Raw genomic sequence first — 17,775 nt, 5'->3', positions numbered from 1 at the left:
TTTACGTTAGAGAATCTGTAGCAAAAAAATGATACCAACAACGCCAACTACGATGCTAAAAAGCACGATGACCACCCGTTTAACCAGGTTGTTCTGGATTGAACGGGAGCTGGTAATTCCTAGAATGGAAAAGATCCCCATCAAAGCAATCAACACATTACAAAAGAACGGATAGTAGCTAAAGGGTAAAGGTGTATAAATTGCGACAAAAGGAAATAAACATAAGACCCCCAAAAGAGACAGAATTGTGAAGCTGATAAACAGCAATGATCGGGCCTTTTTATTTTTGATCAGAAGCGCCGACGCCGTTCCACCAAAAATACTGATCAGAATCGAAGATAACCCAAATAAAAGTATCGGAAGAATAATTCCACAAAGAATGAGGGGAATTAGAATCAATATGACATGAAACATAGGACGACTCCTTTCGCAAGTACGCTGATCAACCATTCCATTCATCTTGTTTAAATAAAATGAACGGATAACAGACATTTCCTATTATTATTATCTGTGAAAAAGGCTTTGAAAACAACCATTGGTAGGCCATTTGTATTGTTCGAGATTGGAAGTCATCACTTTTTAAAATTTTAAAATCAAAACAGCGAAGACTTTTTCAAGGAAAAAGATTTCGCTGTCTTTGATTATCGGGCATGAAACGCTTTGTGCAGTAGCTGGGAAATAAGAATGATCACAATTATCCCGAAAATGGCCGAGAGCAAGGAGTTTTGTCCAAATAACAGCCAGAGACTTATGGCGATGATTTCTAATCCAAAGATCACGTACTTCATTTTCGGCCCACTTTCTTTTTGTAAAGAATAGTTGTTAGAGCGTGAAAACGTCAATTGGTTTGCTTCTGCATATGCGAATAGGGGTTTGTGTCTATTATCTACAGTCTAAATGCTGAAAACTTCTTACCTTCTAAAATCTACTGCACTGCCTCTAGCATGACATCCATCTGATCAGGCTCTACATTGCCGGCATAGTTAGGGGTAATAAGAGATAATTCGCCATTTTTATTATTGATCAGATACATCACATTGTTTTGATCTTGTCCGCCGGTACCTGAAAGATGCTGGGTTAGGGTGATTTGAGTGTTTACTTTGACTGTGCGAATGCCGCTTCCGTCCTGAGAGAAAACACGGATTTCCTTTGTTGGAATCGTATCAACTTGGGCCGCAAATTGATCTCCAGAATTCGATTGACGACTAGCAAAGGTTACAGTCGTTCCGCCATTATTTTGCAAAGTGATTGAAGGAGGAACGTTTACTCCCCGTAAATTAAAGGTAGCAGGGCTACTGAATTGAGTGACATCCACTGCATAGGGTGCTGCTTGATTAACGGCTGCACTTTCTGATGATTCGGTACTACTAGAAGAGGCCTCTGTGCTGCTAGAGCTTTGTGAGGATTCACTTGAATTGCTGACCGAACTTGCTGATGATTTGGAAGAGGACGCACTGATACTGCTCTTTTTAGTGACTGATGATTCAGAGACTTTAACTTCCTTGTTGTCTTTTTTGTTATTGCAGCCTGCCAGAAATAGTACGCAAATAACAGCAATAGTAGCGATAGAACTTAATTTTTTTAACATGTTCTCCGTCCTTTTGAATAATTTTTTCCTAAAATGCGATGTTTTTTATGAATGACCTATATAGGATAAAAGAGCGATTCATTCTTTGAACGATAATAAATGAAAACCATCACAAATTTGGATAACTATTATTTTATAGTAAATAGATCAGAAAATACATAGTCATTAATCTGCATAGTAATGTTGGAAAATGAATAATTAAAAAATGTTTTTTAGAGAGAATTTGTGGGTGTTGGAAAAGATGAGCTGTTTTATTATTTATAGGGTTATATGAAAATATAAAACGTTCCTCTACCATACTAAGCAAAGGAACGTTTACTTTGTTTATGGAACCTGCAACTGTATATTGTAACGATAACGGTCTCCGCGATAAAAGAATTCGGTATATTCGATTAACCGATCCTTTTGGTCTCGTGTAACTCTTTCAACATACAATAACGGTTTGTTTTCTTCTATCTCTAAACATTTAGCTAGTTGTTTATCTGAAATGACTGACTCGATCGTTTCTTGAGCTTTTGTAACTATAAAGCCTTTTTCTCGTAATAATTTGTATAAAGAAGCATCGGGAGCTTCGAGTTCATCTGCTGACAATTCAATGAACGAAGGGCAATACACTCTTTGGAAACTGATGGGAATCCCATCTACCCAACGAATTCGTTCATGACAACTAACTTTAGCGCCTTTTGGTAATTCCAAATGTGAACAAACCGTTGGATCTGCCACAATCGATTCAGTAAAGGAATACAGAGACGAATGTGCATCACGATCATTGTTCTCTTCGGTAAAACTCAATAAAGTTTGTAATTGAAGCGATTCTTTCTGGCTCAATACAATCGTACCCACACCGTGAATGCGTTGTAAATAGCCTTCATCTACTAACAGCTTAACTGCATTCCGAACGGTAATTCGACTGACACTGAAGCGCTGTTGCAGCTCAGGTTCTGCAGGGAATGCTTCTCCAACTGTGTACACGCCATTAATAATTTCTTGTTTTAATTCTTCATAAATTGCTAAATATTTAACACTGTTTCCCTTCATGAAACCCCACCACATCTGCTAATGAATTTGCTAGTTGAACTAGATTAAAATCATTGGCAGACTGGACAATTTCTAATAAAGATTGGAATTGCGAATTAGATTGATCAATAAAAGCTCCCACCATAGAACCAACGATGGTTGCGATGGTATCTGTATCATATCCAATATTTACTGCATCAATGACTGCTTGCAGTACATTCTCTTTATTTAAAGCGATAATGCCAAAGGCACAAGGAACCGCTTCCGAAATATGCAACCCACTGCCAACGACTTGCGAAAGTTGACGCAATCGTTCTTCTTTCGTTCCGACACCGTTAACAATAGTATACGCTAGTTGAATACGTTCGACAACACTCGGTCCAGCCACTTCACGAGAGACTTCTTTTGCCAAAGTTTCGCCTCGAACAGCACCATAAAACCCTGCGGACAGCACATCGTCAACTGTAGCATGTGAAGCTAAAGAAACACTTGTTGCCGCTGCGACAGCACACGCGCCAGAAATTGCCAATGAGTTATCATGGGTTACTTGTGCGATTGATATTGCTGCATTAATAGCACCCTCTATGTTGTTTGGGAATAAAATTCCAGCAGGGGCAATCTTCATGGCCGCACCGTTAGTTGCTTTAGATGCGTAGTCTACGGTGACAGCACCTGGCAGAGGTTTCATTTCCAAGGAAGGGTCTTTGTACATAGCAATAGCGCTTCTTGTTGTTGGACCGGCAAATCGATCAAAATACAACGGAACATCGGACCAAGCTAACATGGCTTTGATAATCGTTTCTTTTTCTAACTTCCCATCGTTCGCTAAAATTTCATTACATAAAAAATATATTTGTGAAAAATCGTCAGTAACTTGTCCAGCCTCATTTCCTAAAGCAAAGGCTGTTTCACCAGGTTTTTTAAAATCAGTCACTTTTCCAAAAAGAGCCCGAATTTGGTCAAAAGATAAATTTTCTGTTGCAGCGCCCATTGCATCTCCAATTGCCGCCATTGCTAAAGTTCCTAAAATTTTTGAATGTAAAGTCATTGTATTTTTTCCCTTCTTGTTCTAATTTTTTGTCATTTCTGCTTCTGAATCTTTTACACCTAATAAAAGGGTTAAGATCATTCCGCCAATAAATGAGATTATCAGACCAACGATATATGCCCATAAAGTAGGTCCGGCAAATGCTGGAATTGTCGTTAATCCACCGAAAACAAAGGCGTTTCCGATAACGTCAAAGGCGCCCATAAATGCTCCGCCCAGCGCAGCACCCAAACAACCTGCGATCAAAGGCGTTTTAAACTTAACCCCCAAACCATAAATAGCCGGTTCAACGATCCCTGATAAAAAGACCGAAGTAATCGCTGTTAAAGAGAAGGTTTTAAGCTTCTGGTTTCGAGAACGTAGAAAGATGGCAAACGCGGCGCCTGCCATTCCAAAGTTAGCAGTCGCACCATAAGCAATAAAGGCCGAATGCCCAGTACGTGCGATTTCTGGAATGATTACCATCGTATTCGGTGCCCAGTGAACTCCAAACATAATCAAGATGTTCCAAATCCCTCCGATGACAGCACCAGTTACGATTTGATTAATATTTGCTAACCAACCAACAATATTGGCAATCCCAATACTTAGATAATTTCCAAGAGGTCCAAATACACTTACAGCAACTGGAACTAGCACTAACAATAAAATGGTCGGAATCACAATCATATGGAGACTATTCGGTAGTTTTTTCTTCATAAAATGCTCCATAACAGATTGTAGCCAGACAGTTAAGATAGCTGGAATTACTTGACTGGTGTAATTAAATACAGGAATGGAGATTCCAAAAAGCTGGATCATATTTCCACCATTACCTTGGATTAAATTAATAAAATCAGGCATAATCAATGCGCCTAGAATAGCTACAGCAATGAAAGGACTTGTTTTAAAACGATTTGCTGAGGTAATCGCTACCAATAGTGGTAAGAAATAAAAAACGGAAGTAGCAGCGAGTGTCAACATTAGATTTGTTGTACTTTCGGTAGATAACCAACCCAACTCGTTCGCTAAAATCGTAAAGCCGCGTAGTAACCCAGATCCTGCAAGTAATGGCAATAAAGGGGAGAAGATACTAACAACCAAAGCGACAAAATCATTTAAAAAATGTCTTTCCTTTGGTTCGGTTTTCAAATTTCCTGCTGCGGGAGAAGTGTGGGTATCTAGTGTTTGAATAAATGCCTCATAAACTTCTCCAACATTCGTACCAATAACCACCTGAAAACCCGAATCTTTATCAACAATACCAGTAACACCATCTAAATCTTGAATTTCCTTTGTTTGTACTAAACTTCGATCAATGAATTGCGGCCTTAGTCGTGTGGCACAATGAGTAATTGATTGTACATTTTCTGAACCTCCCATAAGTTTCAATAATTGTTTTGCTAAAACATCAGACTTTTCCATCACATTTTTCCTCCTTATCCTAAAAAATAATTGCGACATTGGATAAGACGTTATAACGTCTTATCCTTTAACAGAGTATACAACATAAAATAGTCAATGTAAACGCAATCATTTATGTTTTTTTAATAATTTTGAAAATTACAATATCTTTTTTGAGGATTCTAAATACAATAAAATACTTGATGCTTTCCAAAATAGATATCTCACACATCAAATACCCCTTGAGACTAAGCACTCAAGGAGTATTTTTAGATCATCTACACCCGTCCTTTATTCAATCTATCTTGCAGCACCTTCACACAATCGGATATGGGACTGATCAGGCCATCTCGTTTTGTGCCCATTCTTTTTTGCAATGCTAGACAGGTGACAGGACCAAAGTTTCCGTCTACGGGCACACGTAAATAAGCTTGGAGCGCGCGAATCATGTTCGAGCCGCCTGAACCATACTGAACGGATGGAATAAACTGATTTGCAGGGTTTTTGATTTGACCGCTGATATTTCCATCTTTGATAGCGCAATTCAGCACTTCCTGTAAACGTCGAGTGGTGGCGGGACCCCAAGAACCATCAATCGCTAGGATTTTTTGCTGACTGCTGGTTTGGCTAGGTCCAACGACGGTCGTTTGTTTTACTCGAAAATAACGAACAGGTAGGCCTGAATAATCACCCATCCAACCAATTGCTTTAGTAACAGCGATGTTTTGACAGCCTTTGGAGTAGGTACAATGCAGGGCATCGCCATTGATAGCTCCTAAGAACCAGCCGCAATGTCCAGCTGATCCTAGCGAGGCACCTTCGTAACCTGCGACCCATAAATCCCCTCGTCGGACTTCTTGCCGGGTGATTTCCTTAAGTAAAATCCCGTTCAATCCAAAGAGCGTTTCTGTATTGCCGATGGCGGTATATTTAGGTAAAAGGCCAGCTGCGATCAATGAACGGAAAACAAAGTTGGAGCAATCCATGGCACCTGCTCCAAGACGATTCGACATGGAATAACAGATTTTTCCGCGCAAAGCCAAGCCATATTGTAAAGCTGCTTCTGTATTTGACATTGAATCACCTCTTTTATTATGATGTTTTATTCGTATACAGCCAGACATTACATTAAATGTTTTAGCTGCAATTTTTCCGAAACTGTTTTTGCACGTGCAAATGCATTCGAATTTTTCCTACACATGATTGAGTAGACAGTGCCCGGGATTTAGTTATCGGTAGGGTCTTCCTTATTTCGACTCCTTCGTCTGAAAATCCGTTGGAACAGCCCTCTATCTTCAGCTGCTTTTTTCGTTGGTTCTGTCACTTGTGGTGTAGGGTACTCCGCCGATTGAACGGAAGCTAAGTGATGCTCCATTGATTGATTTTCATGCTGCTCTTCTAAAGAGACTTTATCGGTAAGAACCACTGTTGGAAAGACGGCTAGTTCCTGTTTGTTTGCTGCGTTAAAAAAGCTGACTGGTTCATTAGCTTGTTCTATTTCAGGCTCAGGATCGTGTTCCGGATCAAAAAGCACTTCTTCCTCATAAATGCGGATTTTTGCGGTGACAACAGAATCAAATAGTTTTACGCCGTCTTGTTCAAAAATATCTAGTGTTGTTAATAGTTTGCAAGCTTCTTTGATTTCTGGTGCTGACAGATTTGGGTCTAGGCCTTTGTAGGTCCAGTCATGGGTGCCGCCGTTGCTTTTCCCAAATGTTGCGACTAAATCTCGGGTCATTTTTTTCATTTCCTTTCTCTCATTTTTTCTGCGTAGGTTATTCTTATCAGGTTTCGGTTGTTTCTGTTTCTTCAGGTCGGACAATTGAGATTAGTGAACGGACGATGGACACGGTCTTTTGACCAAAGTTACGTAATGGAAAAACTCTCAAGTTTAATTGTTTCCACTCGGATTCCATAAAATAATCCTCAAAGTAATAGAAAAATCGCTTCATGGTGCGAGTGGCCTTGGTATTCATAAACAGATAGCGGACGAGATCCTTTAGAATGTGGGCAAACTCCTGCGCACCTAGTTTGAATCTCACGCGTAAAGCTAAAATATATTTGATAGTCAGGCTGCTATTCTGTGTTTCTTGATACTGCTCTATGATGCGTTTTTCTAATGTTTCCGGTTTTAACGAAAATAGTTTTTGATGTGACAAAAGCTGCTGATTCATTTTTTTCTCCTCCTGTGTTCTCTATTTAATGAAGAAGGGCGAGAGCATCGCACCTTCTCCAAATAGTCTCTCTAAAAAATAGTGATCTCGGTAATTTTGACATATTTCGCGCTTTCAACTGTGTCGAATAAATCAGCGCCGTCTTTATGAAATAGCTTTACCTTCGTTAGACGTTGCAACAAGTCTTTGACCTCAACCGCTGATTTATTTGGATCTGGATTATTGAGGCTCCAGGTTTGACGTTTACCTAAGCTGGTTCTAAATACTGTGACAAGTTTAAACATGTATATTTTCCTCCTTATTATTTGGTATATCGTGATTGACTAGTTAAGATAACGCCGTCTAGGGCGCTGCCTGCTGGTGAAAGTTCTGTCAGGATCGCGCCTAATTCCAGAACCACCTCTTCGGTTGGTTCATCGATGACATTTGGAAAACTGACTTTTTTTGGCTTGTCTTCCCCTGAATCAATCTGTACCTGCAATTTGTTGCCGAGTTTTTGGATCATTTTACTTCCTCCATATTTTGATATTTTTTGTTCCGGCCGGTGATTTAACGATAAAGGCCAAACACAAACTTGGTCAAAACCGGAAAAATTACATTTGGGGGTCAAAATTGCACGTTTCTTGCTCCCTTTTCTAGAAGAAATCGCATAAGAAGGGGATTGCGTAAAAAAAATACTCCGAAAACCGTGCAATTTTCAGGGGTAAATGCAATTTTGCCCACTTTGACACATTTTATGTTTTAGGCATTGGAGAAGAATGTTGTATTGATCGCTTTTCTGCACGGAAAATCTTTCGAAAAAAATTTCCTTTTTTGTTCTGCTTAATATTTTCTTAATAATTTACAAACAAAAATCATCTGAACAGATAAGAGGAATTTATTCCGTCGATAGATTTAGGATGGCTAATAAAGTTTGATAAACGCTGGAATTAAAAATTTTTTCAATTATAATGAGTAACTATCAGGCAACCTGTGAATAAGTGAACAGATCGCGGCGGAAAGGATTATAAAAACGAGACTTATTTAGAGCCTTATAAACAGGTTTTTTAGAATGGAGATATGAAATGAGAAAGATCGTTTTTTTAGATATCGATGGAACACTGTGCAATGATAGTGGCGTCGTGCCAGCTAGTACTGAGAACGCAATTAAGCAGGTACATCAAAATGAGCATCGCTTCTTTTTATGTACGGGGCGTTCAAAAGCAGAAATACCAGCGGAGGTCCTGGATTTACCTATCAGCGGAATTATCGGAGCAGGTGGAGGCTACTGCGAGGTCGAAGGTGAGGTGATTCTTCATCAGGTGTTTGATTCAGCGGAATTAAAAAAACTTATCGGCTTCTTAGAAGAGCACGGTGTGGAATACTATCTTGAGTCCAATCAGGGCTTGTTCGCGAGTGCGAATTTGCGTAGTTGTTTAGTCAAGCTGACGTTGAATGGATTAGCGGAAAATTCAGTAGAAGGGCAAGCAAAAATAAACGAGATCAAATGGTTTTTAGATCTTTTGATTGAAGATCCATCGCGCATCGACTATGAAGATGTTAACAAGCTGTCCTTTGTAAACCATGCAATACCTTATGAAACCATCCACAAAAAATACAATGGTGATTTCTACATGCTGCGAAGCACTGTTCCTGCCTTTGGAGCAGACAGCGGTGAGATCGGAATAAAAAATATCAACAAAAAAACCGCAATCGAAAAATTGCTGGCGCATATCAGACAGGGGAAAGAAGATTGCTTAGCTTTTGGCGATGGTGAGAATGATATTCCAATGTTTGAAGCAGTCGCAACCGGTATCGCCATGTCAAATGCCAGTGAGCGTCTAAAAGCAGTGGCTGATGAAATCACGTATAGCTCAGATGAGGATGGGATTGCTTATATGTTGGAGAAAATGGGGCTTGTATGATTAGTGTTTTAGTTGAATTTAGACTAACAGATCCTTAAAAATTAGTGATATTTTTTTGTAGTAAAGTAAATAACAAATAAATTTCTTTTACTTATTTTTCATTACTCTTTTGAGAGTCATATGAAAAAAAGGATTGACACTCTTTTTAACTATGCTATTATGTTTCTATAAATAGAGAACGGTTGCAGACGTGCTGTAACCTTGAGGCGTGTTACTGTTAGAAGGCAAACCTCATACTGTACCCAAGGGGTGGAGTATGAGGTTTTTTAGTGTCTAAAAATGGAGGGAAACATGAAAATCAAAAAGTTTTTAAACAATAACGTAGTGTTATTGAAAAAGGGTAGCAATGAGATTATCGGATTTTCTACAGGCATCAGCTTCAAGAAAAAAGCAGGAGATGATGTGGAGGAGAGCGATTTTGAAAAGATTTTTGTCTTGGATACCCATGCGATGCTGGAGCATTTCAGCTATCAGTTAAGCAAGTGTGATCCAAAATATGTAAAGCTGGTTACTCAAATCGTTGAGTATGCCAAACAAAATTATCACCTAGGAGTTAATGACTATATTTATCTGACTCTTCTAGATCATATTGATTTTACAGTGAGACGTTTGAAGGAGAATATGACTTTCAAAAGTCCATTACAATATGAGGTTCGGCGTTTTTATCCTGATGAGTATGCGATTGGGGTATACGCGGTGCAATTATTAGAACGAGAACTTGATTTGGAAATTCCAACTGAAGAAGCCATATCAATTGCCTTACATTTTGTAAACATTCAATCAACGAAAAGAGATATGACAGTCACCAATAAAATCACAAAATTTATTGAGGATGTGTTGACCATCGTGCGTTATGAATACAATCAAAGCTTTGACGAAAGCAGCTTTCATTTTTCACGATTTGTCACACACTTGCATTATTTTGCTCAAAACGTGATTAATCATACCATGCCTAGCTATGAGCAGACGGACTTATATGAACAGGTGGAAAAAATGTATCCTCAAGCGTTTCACTGTGTCGGAAAAATCAAAGTCTATATCGAAAATACTTACAACATTACGATTTCTGAAAATGAAGAAATTTATTTAACCTTGCATATCCAAAAACTGACAGAACAAATTGAAAAGGGGTAAATTTATGGACTACAAACAATTAGCTGCTGACATTTATGAAAAAGTTGGCGGTGCAAAAAATATTCAACATGTTACTCATTGCGCAACACGTTTACGTTTTACCTTAGCCGATATTAAAAAGGCAGATGGAGAAGGAATTAAACAGTTACGAGGTGTAACAGGATTAGTTGAGGGAAATGGACAATTCCAAGTAATTATTGGACCGGACGTTTCTAGTGTATACGCTCAATTACCTGGGGCGGGATCGGCTGAAGAAAGGGCAGGAAAACAACAATCAGTTGTTTCGCGTTTGTTAGATTTTATTGCTGGCTGCTTTACACCAATGATTGCAATTGTGGCGGCCGGCGGGATGTTACAAGTATTACTGTCGCTACTACAACTTTCTGGGTTGTTAGCGGAAACAGATGATACCTATCTTGTTCTCTATCAAGTTTCTCAAGCGGCATTTTTCTTTATTCCAGTATTTTTAGGAAATTCGGTTGCTAAACGATTAAAAATTGATCCGTTCTTGGGTAGCTTTATTGGGGCCATTTTTGTGATGCCGGGATTGACTGAATTGATTAGTCAAAAAGGCGGAATCTCTTTATTAGGTTTTGCGATTCCCAATGTCAGCTATAATGCATCTGTACTTCCAGTATTATTAAGCGTTTGGTTCATGTCCTATGTATACAAATTTGCAGATAAAATTTTACCTAACAGTGTCAAATTTATCTTGCGTCCACTGATTTCAGTGATTGTGATTACGCCTTTTGCTTTATTACTTTTGGGTCCCCTGGGTGTGATGATTGGTAATTATGTAGCAGAATTCTTAAATTACTTAACAAATAATTTTGGACCACTGGCAGTCTTGTTTATGGGAGCCTTTGCGCAATTACTTGTAATGACGGGGATGCATACGACATTGACACCGATTTTATTAACTTCTTTAGCAACCTATGGCTATGACAATTTGATTGTACCAGGAATGCTTTTAGGCTTAGCAGCTGAAGCGGCGATTTGTTTGGCTGCCGGAATCAAAGCGAAGGACACTGAATTCAAACAGCTGAGCTTTTCTTCTGCGATAACTGCTTTAATGGGCGTATCAGAGCCTGCGTTATATGGTGTGACGTTGCGTTTGAAAAAGCCGATTGTTGGTATGATTTTAGGTGGGGCAGTCGGCGGCTTATATTTCGGCTTAATGAATATTAATACTCCTGTCGTAATCGCTTCTTTTGTGGCACTACCTTCTTACAGCAATGTTTTACATGCGGCGATTGGATCATTAATCACTTTTGTTATTGCCTTTGGCTATACATGGGTCATGGTAAAAGACGCTGATTTCCCGAATGCGAATATACCAAGTGACCAGCCTGTTGAAAAAGGAGAACAAAAAACACCACCTTTGAAACCAGCAGCAGAAAAGATGATCATGGCACCATTATCAGGTACAGTGATCCCTTTAAGTGAAACGAACGATCAAGCCTTTTCTTCTTTAGCTTTAGGGAAGGGGTTAGCAATCAAACCGGCAGACAATAGAATTGTCGCGCCGTTTTCTGGGACAGTATCAGCGGTATTCCCTGGAAATCATGCTATCGGTTTGATTAGTGATGCTGGAATCGAGTTGTTGATTCATATTGGAATTGACACTGTGAACATGAAGGGCGAATCCTTTATTCGAGAAGTCAATGAAGGAGACAGTATTCATCCTGGTCAGGAATTACTTCGTTTTGATTCGCAAAAGATTCAAGAGGCCGGTTATGAGGATACTGTGATGATCACGGTAACGAATACGTCAAATTATTTAGACGTTATCCCAGCTACTGAAATGAAACAAGTAAGCGCCAGCGATCAATTTCTGGCAGTATTTTAAGAAGGGCGGAAAAAGATCAATGAGTTTTCCAACGAATTTTTTATGGGGCGGCGCCTCAGCTGCTAACCAATATGAAGGCGGCTATAATGAAGGCGGAAAAGGCTTAGCCTGTGCGGATCTTATCAGCGGAGGAAGTCATACTGCTTCACGCCAAATTACGACGAATGTTAAAGAAAAACTGCTCTATCCGAGCCATGAAGCAACGGACTTTTACCATCATTACAAAGAAGACATCGCCTTGTTTGCGGAGGCGGGCTTTAAAGCTTTTCGTTTATCGATTAACTGGACGAGGATTTTTCCTAAGGGAATGGATCAAGAGGCCAATGAAGCGGGACTGCAATTTTATGATCAGGTGTTTGACGAGTGTAAAAAATATGGCATTGAGCCTGTGGTAACGATTGCTCATTTTGATGTCCCTGCGTATTTAAGTGAACAGTACAACGGGTGGGCCAGTCGAGAAGTAATTGACTTTTATGAACGCTATGCAACGACGATTTTTGATCGCTATCAAGATAAGGTCAAGTATTGGATTACCTTCAATGAAATAAATACAGCGACATTAACCATTGGAAATTTTCTTTCTCTCGGTTTACAGGTTGGCGAAACAGCTTTTATTGAACAATCCGATAATCCGCAGCTACGCTATCAGGCGTTACACCATCAGTTTGTTGCCAGTGCGAAAGTGGTGAAGCTAGCACGGGAAAAATATCCGCATTTTCATATGGGCTGCATGATTTCCTATATGCCTAGGTATCCATATACTTGTCATCCCAACGATGTATTATTGGCTAAACAAGAGGAAAATATGCATTCAAAATTCTGCGGAGATGTTCAAGTGACCGGTAAATATCCGTACTATGCAAAGAGTTATTTTGCAGAACAAGGAATTGAGATTGCATTTGCTGAAGAGGATGCAGCGATTCTTGCAGAAGGAACGGTTGACTATTATACATTTAGTTATTACTTAACCTTATGTGTCTCGGCTGATGATGCAGTAGAGAAAAACGGTCATAGTATGATCGGTGGTTCGGGTGTAAACAATCCTTATCTAGAGCAAACAGAATGGAATGCCATGATCGATCCAGTTGGCTTACGGATTACGTTAAACGATATCTATGATCGCTATCAGTTGCCAATGATGATTGTGGAGAATGGAATCGGAGTGTCCGAGGAGCTCACACCGGATGGTCAGGTTCACGATCAGTATCGGATTGATTATCTGAAAAAGCACATTATTGAAATGGAAAAGGCATTAGCTGATGGTGTTGATCTATTCGGCTATACGATTTGGAGTGCGGTGGATATCGTGAGTGCCTCCACTGGTGAAATGAAGAAGCGTTATGGCTTGATCTTCGTTGACAAATACGATGATGGTACCGGGACTTTGAAACGTTACAAGAAGGATAGTTTTTATTGGTACAAAGAGTTAATTGAGTCAAACGGGGGTAATCTGACGTTAAGGTAAAAAATGTGTAGCGTCGTTGCTTAAGCAATGACGCTTTTTGTGCAAAGCAATATGAAGAGACAGCTTTAATTAAAAGAGAGGGTCTAATGAGATTTGCAAAATTATTTTAAGAAAGTCTATTTACGATAAATCGAGACCTGTATGGGATTGGTGGCTCTATGATAAAATACCTGTTTCGTATGCATAGAAAACAGGTATTTTTGGTGAAATATCTTCTGCCTTTAAATAGTAGATCGTTATCTATCCACCAATTTTTTATAGAGTTCATTGTGCTTTTGAACGGATGCGGCGGTCAGCAACGCTAAACTATTGCGCTGCGCTTCTTTAACTTCTTTCTTTACAAAAGCGTCCTTCAGCTTCTCTTCGTCGACGAAAACAATATCCGATTCATTCACTCCAATACTCTCTAAAAATTCTTTTGAGAGAGTAATTCCAACAGTATTTCCAATTTTTCGAAGTTTTCTTTCGTGAATTACCATATTAAAACCGCCTTTCGTATAGTCAGTATATCATGATCGGTGATGTGTAAAAGTATAACTTCTGTTTGTCAACGTTAGACATGAGAGAGTCTTTTTTGATAGTGAAGAGGTCAGAAAATAGATTACATAGATTAAAATAAACTACTATTGTGCTATAATGAAACATAGTAGATAGTACGAAAGTAGGTTTTTCAAATGAATAAAAAAGATAAAGTCTTAGAGATTGCCTATAAGAATAATGGAATTCTATTAACTAAACAAATTACTGATGCGGGAATTTACCGGAGTGCTCTGCAAGAACTGGAAGCAGAGGGAAAAATAATAAGAGTTCAACATGGTGTTTATGTCACATCTGATGGATATGTTGACGATTTTTTTCTGCTACAACACAGGTTTCCAAAAGGGATTTACTCTCACGAAACAGCATTGTATTTATTAGGTTATTCCGATCGTGCGCCGCTTAAAATCGTAATGACTTTTCCTCAAGGTCAGTCATCTACAAGGATGAAAAAAGCCCATATTCGACCAGTGATGATTTCAAACAATTATGAAATAGGCAAAACAATTATTAATAGAAATGGTACCGATATTTCAGTCTATACTATTGAGCGAACCCTCGTAGATTTACTAAAGCCGCGCTATGATACCGATATGGAGCAATTAGTACCAGCGTTAAAACGTTATGCCAACAGTACAGAAAAGGATGTTAACAAATTATTTCGATATGCAAAACTATTTGGTGTGGAAAAAAAAATGAATGACTATATGGGGGTGTTATTGTGATTTTCAAAAATGCTATGAGTTTTAAGGCAAAAATTAATCAAATTGCTAAAGAAAAGGGGATACCCGCACAACAAGTACAACAAAACTATCTAATAGAGATATTTTTGGAGAAATTAGCTAGATCTAAGTATAGAGATAACTTTATCATTAAAGGCGGTTATTTGATTGGCGGGATGATCGGGTTAGATCTGCGAGCTACAATGGATCTGGATACTACAATTGTCGGGATTGAATTAAGTTCTGAAAATTTGTATTCAATTGCCGAGGAGATAGTAAAGGTTCAAACTGAAGAATCCTTCCATTTATCAGTATTCGGCGTAGAAAATATACGAGAAAAGGACCAATACCCAGGATTAAAAATAAAACTAATTGCCAATTTTGAAAGAATCCATGAAGTAGTAACGATTGACGTTACAACAGGAGATGCGATCACCCCAAAAGAAATAGATTTCAAATTTGAAAAAATGTTTAGCAATGAAGAAATTCAAGTTTGGTCCTATCCCATAGAAAATGTTCTTGCAGAAAAATTAGAAACCATTTTATCTAGAGGGATTGCTACAACTAGACCGCGTGATTTTTATGATGTTTTCATATTGAGTAGTGTTCGTTCAAACAAAATAGATTACGTCATTTTAGGTAAAGCGTTAGAAAACACTAAAGAAAAGAGAAGATCCACTTTTGACCTTAAGGATCATGATTCAATATTAAGTGAAATTCAACTATCGGACTTTCAACAACAATTATGGATTAAATATCAGAATCAATATCCCTATGCAAAAGAGATTAGTTTTGATTCAGTTATCCATTCAATAGCAAAACTAATATCAAAATTTTATGAGAACGATCATTGAAGCATTACTGTTTTATAATTACGAGAGCCTTGCAATCGTATAAAAAACTTTCCACAAATGGTACACTGATTGAACCTCTCATGACTAAAGTCACGAGATTCTTGGGAACAGAGCATACTTGATAGCGTATGTCTTTACTACCAGCGGTGTCTCTTATTGACCAAGCTATCCCCGTAGTTCCTACGGTTCTTGAGTTTATCTAAGCCAATGTTTGTAATCGTAATCCTTCAGCCAAAATATTTTTACTGGCATTGATGTCGCGATCATGATGCGCGTGACAAACAGGGCAACTCCATTCTCGAATGTTGAGTGACTTCTTGCTGTCTTTGTGCCCGCATTCTGAACAAAGCTGACTAGACGGAAACCATTTATCTACTTTGATGATTTCTCGTCCATACCATTCAGCCTTGTATTGTAATTTAGTGACAAAGCTAGACCAAGATACGTCTGAAATACTTTTTGCCAGTTTATGATTTTTCGACATACCTTTCGTGTTTAAGTCTTCGATACAGATAATATCGTGGTTTTTGACAATCTCTGTACTCCACTTATTCAGAAAGTCCGTGCGTTGATTGATTACTTTTTCGTGCAATCGAGCGACTTTTTGCTTTTGTTTTTGATAGTTTTTCGCTTCAAATAGTTCTTTTCCTGCTTTTTTCGCGTTTAATGCTCGGCGAGACAATTTTCGTTGTTCACGTTTAAGTGTCTTCTCCATTTTGGACGTGAAGCGATTATTATCGATTTTTTGACCACTAGAAAGAATCGCAAAATCAGTGATGCCTAAATCAATTCCGATTTCTAAGTTTGTTTCAGGTAATTCTGGGACTTCTTCTTCACAAAGGATTGAGACAAAAAATTTCCCACTTGGATTTTTCCGAATGGTCGCGTTTAAGATTCGCCCTTTGAGTTCTCGACTTTTCGCAAACTTAACAATTCCTAACTTCGGTAATGTCACGAAACGATCTGTAATCGTGATATTATTGTTCACATTTTTCGTCGTATAACTTTGAACGGGATTCTTTTTACTTTTAAATCGCGGTCGGTTCGTTTGTTTCTTAAAAAAACGAGAAAAGGAGTCAGAAAGATTTTTGATTGAGGATTGAAGCGCAATACTATCGACTTCTTTTAGCCAACTCGTTGCTTCATTCTTTTTCATCTGAGGCAACATGGCAGAACAGGAATTATAGGTTAAACCTTTGCCATTTTTAGAATATTCTTCATTCCAAAGAGCCAAAAAGTGGTTATAGACAAAACGAACACACCCAATCGTTTTAATGATCAAAACCTCTTGGTCGGCGTTGGGGTAGATTCTGAATTTGTAGGCTTTGTGTCGCAGCATAGCATTCACCTCAATCTGTCGAAATTTTTTCGCATCGAATCCGTTTCCATCATTTTAACATAGGTATATACTAAATTTGAATATGTCGGTCGTTTAACATAGCTAAAGCTATGCCACGACCGAATCCGATTCATCTGCATGAATAAAGTCGCGAGTGTTCTCGGCTAATTCATAAAACGCAATCTTATGGAGGTATTTGCCATGGTGACACCCTATATCTTATTCGACAAGCAATGCGAAGAGGCGATGCAGTTTTATGAAAGGGTTTTTTCTGGGGAAAAGAAGAATATTCTTAGATACAACGATTACGTCCCAGATGGTGTGGAGGAGGATGTCAGTAATTACGTCCTGCATGGTGAGCTGGAGCTTTTTGGCACGCCGTTTACTTTTGCGGATGAAGTGGCTAAGCCAGTTGTTTCCGGCAATAATCTGCACTTGACGATCAATCCGCATGAGGTGAAGGAAGCATCCGAGATGTTTGATGAGCTGAAAGAGAGCGGCGAGGTCTTTCTTCCGCCAGCCGAAACCTTTTATAGTCCGTTCCATGCATCCGTTATGGATAAGTATGGCATCGTGTGGAATATTATTGTTGTTTAAGTATGTTTTATAGAAGAAGCTCCCCACTCACGTCGTAATGATTGGAGTTGTGGGAGTTTTTTTGTTTTTACACGAAAAGTATATCATTATCTTTTTATAGAGTAAGAGTTCATTCGCAGATTATTTGCAAAATTTTAGCCTTATTTTCTGCAACAAGTAACGAG

General features: G+C 38.7%; 19 protein-coding genes. 7 read left to right on the top strand and 12 right to left on the bottom strand.

The genetic code is table 11. The features are described from left to right. Window positions 1–6: 6 nt before the first annotated feature. From AUF14_RS17245 to AUF14_RS17200, 10 genes are all read right to left on the bottom strand, one after another. Window positions 7–414, bottom strand: coding sequence for a hypothetical protein (locus AUF14_RS17245; protein ID WP_102866286.1), 408 nt, complete (start codon window positions 412–414; stop codon window positions 7–9). Between the two features lie 511 nt (window positions 415–925). Then, on the bottom strand, window positions 926–1,588 hold the full coding sequence (locus tag AUF14_RS17240) for a hypothetical protein (protein ID WP_102866285.1): 663 nt from the start codon (window positions 1,586–1,588) through the stop codon (window positions 926–928). A 324-nt stretch (window positions 1,589–1,912) separates the two neighbouring features. After that, complete coding sequence (locus tag AUF14_RS17235) at window positions 1,913–2,626, bottom strand: GntR family transcriptional regulator (protein WP_102866284.1); 714 nt, start codon at window positions 2,624–2,626, stop codon at window positions 1,913–1,915. Next, window positions 2,607–3,653: an ADP-ribosylglycohydrolase family protein gene (locus AUF14_RS17230; RefSeq protein WP_102866283.1), complete on the bottom strand. Its 1,047-nt coding sequence runs from the start codon at window positions 3,651–3,653 to the stop codon at window positions 2,607–2,609. The genes AUF14_RS17235 and AUF14_RS17230 overlap by 20 nt, the downstream gene beginning before the upstream one ends. Window positions 3,654–3,674: 21 nt before the next feature. After that, a complete protein-coding gene (locus AUF14_RS17225; protein WP_102866282.1) occupies window positions 3,675–5,057 on the bottom strand; it encodes a PTS transporter subunit EIIC in 1,383 nt (460 codons plus the stop codon). 257 nt (window positions 5,058–5,314) lie between these two features. After that, entirely contained in the window at window positions 5,315–6,112 is a 798-nt protein-coding gene (locus AUF14_RS17220; protein ID WP_102866281.1) for a C40 family peptidase, read from the bottom strand. A 149-nt stretch (window positions 6,113–6,261) separates the two neighbouring features. Beyond that, window positions 6,262–6,783 carry a DUF2922 family protein gene (locus tag AUF14_RS17215; RefSeq protein ID WP_227656376.1) on the bottom strand — a complete coding sequence of 174 codons (522 nt, stop codon included), beginning with the start codon at window positions 6,781–6,783 and terminating at the stop codon, window positions 6,262–6,264. Between the two features lie 37 nt (window positions 6,784–6,820). Further along, window positions 6,821–7,210, bottom strand: a complete 390-nt coding sequence (locus AUF14_RS17210) for a hypothetical protein (protein WP_102866280.1) — start codon at window positions 7,208–7,210, stop codon at window positions 6,821–6,823. Between the two features lie 71 nt (window positions 7,211–7,281). After that, entirely contained in the window at window positions 7,282–7,494 is a 213-nt protein-coding gene (locus AUF14_RS17205; RefSeq protein ID WP_016178933.1) for a DUF2922 family protein, read from the bottom strand. A gap of 17 nt (window positions 7,495–7,511) precedes the next feature. Further along, entirely contained in the window at window positions 7,512–7,715 is a 204-nt protein-coding gene (locus tag AUF14_RS17200; RefSeq protein WP_102866279.1) for a hypothetical protein, read from the bottom strand. A 559-nt stretch (window positions 7,716–8,274) separates the two neighbouring features. On the opposite strand from AUF14_RS17200, the gene AUF14_RS17195 reads away from it, so the two are divergent. The 4 genes from AUF14_RS17195 to AUF14_RS17180 all read left to right on the top strand — a co-directional run bounded on the left by AUF14_RS17195 (window position 8,275) and on the right by AUF14_RS17180 (window position 13,562). Continuing rightward, window positions 8,275–9,114, top strand: a complete 840-nt coding sequence (locus tag AUF14_RS17195; RefSeq protein ID WP_102866278.1) for a Cof-type HAD-IIB family hydrolase — start codon at window positions 8,275–8,277, stop codon at window positions 9,112–9,114. A 291-nt stretch (window positions 9,115–9,405) separates the two neighbouring features. Beyond that, window positions 9,406–10,248 carry a PRD domain-containing protein gene (locus tag AUF14_RS17190; RefSeq protein WP_048718398.1) on the top strand — a complete coding sequence of 281 codons (843 nt, stop codon included), beginning with the start codon at window positions 9,406–9,408 and terminating at the stop codon, window positions 10,246–10,248. Between the two features lie 4 nt (window positions 10,249–10,252). Then, on the top strand, window positions 10,253–12,097 hold the full coding sequence (locus AUF14_RS17185) for a beta-glucoside-specific PTS transporter subunit IIABC (protein ID WP_048718400.1): 1,845 nt from the start codon (window positions 10,253–10,255) through the stop codon (window positions 12,095–12,097). A 19-nt stretch (window positions 12,098–12,116) separates the two neighbouring features. Then, window positions 12,117–13,562, top strand: a complete 1,446-nt coding sequence (locus AUF14_RS17180) for a glycoside hydrolase family 1 protein (protein WP_102866277.1) — start codon at window positions 12,117–12,119, stop codon at window positions 13,560–13,562. A 236-nt stretch (window positions 13,563–13,798) separates the two neighbouring features. Here AUF14_RS17180 and AUF14_RS17175 read toward each other — a convergent pair whose 3' ends face one another. Then, window positions 13,799–14,041 carry an AbrB/MazE/SpoVT family DNA-binding domain-containing protein gene (locus AUF14_RS17175; RefSeq protein ID WP_102866276.1) on the bottom strand — a complete coding sequence of 81 codons (243 nt, stop codon included), beginning with the start codon at window positions 14,039–14,041 and terminating at the stop codon, window positions 13,799–13,801. 195 nt (window positions 14,042–14,236) lie between these two features. Here AUF14_RS17175 and AUF14_RS17170 point away from each other — a divergent pair, with 195 nt between their 5' ends. Both AUF14_RS17170 and AUF14_RS17165 read left to right on the top strand, forming a co-directional pair. Next, a complete protein-coding gene (locus AUF14_RS17170) occupies window positions 14,237–14,824 on the top strand; it encodes a type IV toxin-antitoxin system AbiEi family antitoxin domain-containing protein (RefSeq protein ID WP_048718405.1) in 588 nt (195 codons plus the stop codon). After that, window positions 14,821–15,675, top strand: a complete 855-nt coding sequence (locus AUF14_RS17165; RefSeq protein ID WP_102866275.1) for a nucleotidyl transferase AbiEii/AbiGii toxin family protein — start codon at window positions 14,821–14,823, stop codon at window positions 15,673–15,675. The genes AUF14_RS17170 and AUF14_RS17165 overlap by 4 nt, the downstream gene beginning before the upstream one ends. A gap of 199 nt (window positions 15,676–15,874) precedes the next feature. Here the strand turns inward: AUF14_RS17165 and tnpB are convergent, their stop codons facing one another. Further along, complete coding sequence (gene tnpB / locus AUF14_RS17160; protein ID WP_102866274.1) at window positions 15,875–17,014, bottom strand: IS200/IS605 family element RNA-guided endonuclease TnpB; 1,140 nt, start codon at window positions 17,012–17,014, stop codon at window positions 15,875–15,877. Window positions 17,015–17,215: 201 nt separating this feature from the next. Between tnpB and AUF14_RS17155 the strand changes: the two genes are divergently transcribed. Then, window positions 17,216–17,611, top strand: a complete 396-nt coding sequence (locus tag AUF14_RS17155) for a VOC family protein (RefSeq protein ID WP_102866273.1) — start codon at window positions 17,216–17,218, stop codon at window positions 17,609–17,611. Window positions 17,612–17,775 lie beyond the last annotated feature (164 nt).

The sequence above is a fragment of the Enterococcus avium genome (assembly GCF_002891025.1).
GTDB lineage: Bacteria > Bacillota > Bacilli > Lactobacillales > Enterococcaceae > Enterococcus_A > Enterococcus_A avium.
The sequence above is the reverse complement of the archived record's forward strand: the minus strand, read 5'-3'. Positions and strand labels throughout refer to the sequence as shown.

Coding starts and splice junctions, on each gene's coding strand:
- AUF14_RS17185 (WP_048718400.1), top strand. CDS start 10,253: ATGGACTACAAACAATTAGCTGCTGACATTTATGAAAAAGTTGGCGGT.
- AUF14_RS17220 (WP_102866281.1), bottom strand. CDS start 6,112: ATGTCAAATACAGAAGCAGCTTTACAATATGGCTTGGCTTTGCGCGGA.
- AUF14_RS17175 (WP_102866276.1), bottom strand. CDS start 14,041: ATGGTAATTCACGAAAGAAAACTTCGAAAAATTGGAAATACTGTTGGA.
- AUF14_RS17200 (WP_102866279.1), bottom strand. CDS start 7,715: ATGATCCAAAAACTCGGCAACAAATTGCAGGTACAGATTGATTCAGGG.
- AUF14_RS17170 (WP_048718405.1), top strand. CDS start 14,237: ATGAATAAAAAAGATAAAGTCTTAGAGATTGCCTATAAGAATAATGGA.
- AUF14_RS17180 (WP_102866277.1), top strand. CDS start 12,117: ATGAGTTTTCCAACGAATTTTTTATGGGGCGGCGCCTCAGCTGCTAAC.
- AUF14_RS17245 (WP_102866286.1), bottom strand. CDS start 414: ATGTTTCATGTCATATTGATTCTAATTCCCCTCATTCTTTGTGGAATT.
- AUF14_RS17190 (WP_048718398.1), top strand. CDS start 9,406: ATGAAAATCAAAAAGTTTTTAAACAATAACGTAGTGTTATTGAAAAAG.
- AUF14_RS17195 (WP_102866278.1), top strand. CDS start 8,275: ATGAGAAAGATCGTTTTTTTAGATATCGATGGAACACTGTGCAATGAT.
- AUF14_RS17225 (WP_102866282.1), bottom strand. CDS start 5,057: ATGGAAAAGTCTGATGTTTTAGCAAAACAATTATTGAAACTTATGGGA.
- AUF14_RS17215 (WP_227656376.1), bottom strand. CDS start 6,783: ATGAAAAAAATGACCCGAGATTTAGTCGCAACATTTGGGAAAAGCAAC.
- AUF14_RS17155 (WP_102866273.1), top strand. CDS start 17,216: ATGGTGACACCCTATATCTTATTCGACAAGCAATGCGAAGAGGCGATG.
- AUF14_RS17205 (WP_016178933.1), bottom strand. CDS start 7,494: ATGTTTAAACTTGTCACAGTATTTAGAACCAGCTTAGGTAAACGTCAA.
- tnpB (WP_102866274.1), bottom strand. CDS start 17,014: ATGCTGCGACACAAAGCCTACAAATTCAGAATCTACCCCAACGCCGAC.
- AUF14_RS17210 (WP_102866280.1), bottom strand. CDS start 7,210: ATGAATCAGCAGCTTTTGTCACATCAAAAACTATTTTCGTTAAAACCG.
- AUF14_RS17240 (WP_102866285.1), bottom strand. CDS start 1,588: ATGTTAAAAAAATTAAGTTCTATCGCTACTATTGCTGTTATTTGCGTA.
- AUF14_RS17230 (WP_102866283.1), bottom strand. CDS start 3,653: ATGACTTTACATTCAAAAATTTTAGGAACTTTAGCAATGGCGGCAATT.
- AUF14_RS17235 (WP_102866284.1), bottom strand. CDS start 2,626: ATGAAGGGAAACAGTGTTAAATATTTAGCAATTTATGAAGAATTAAAA.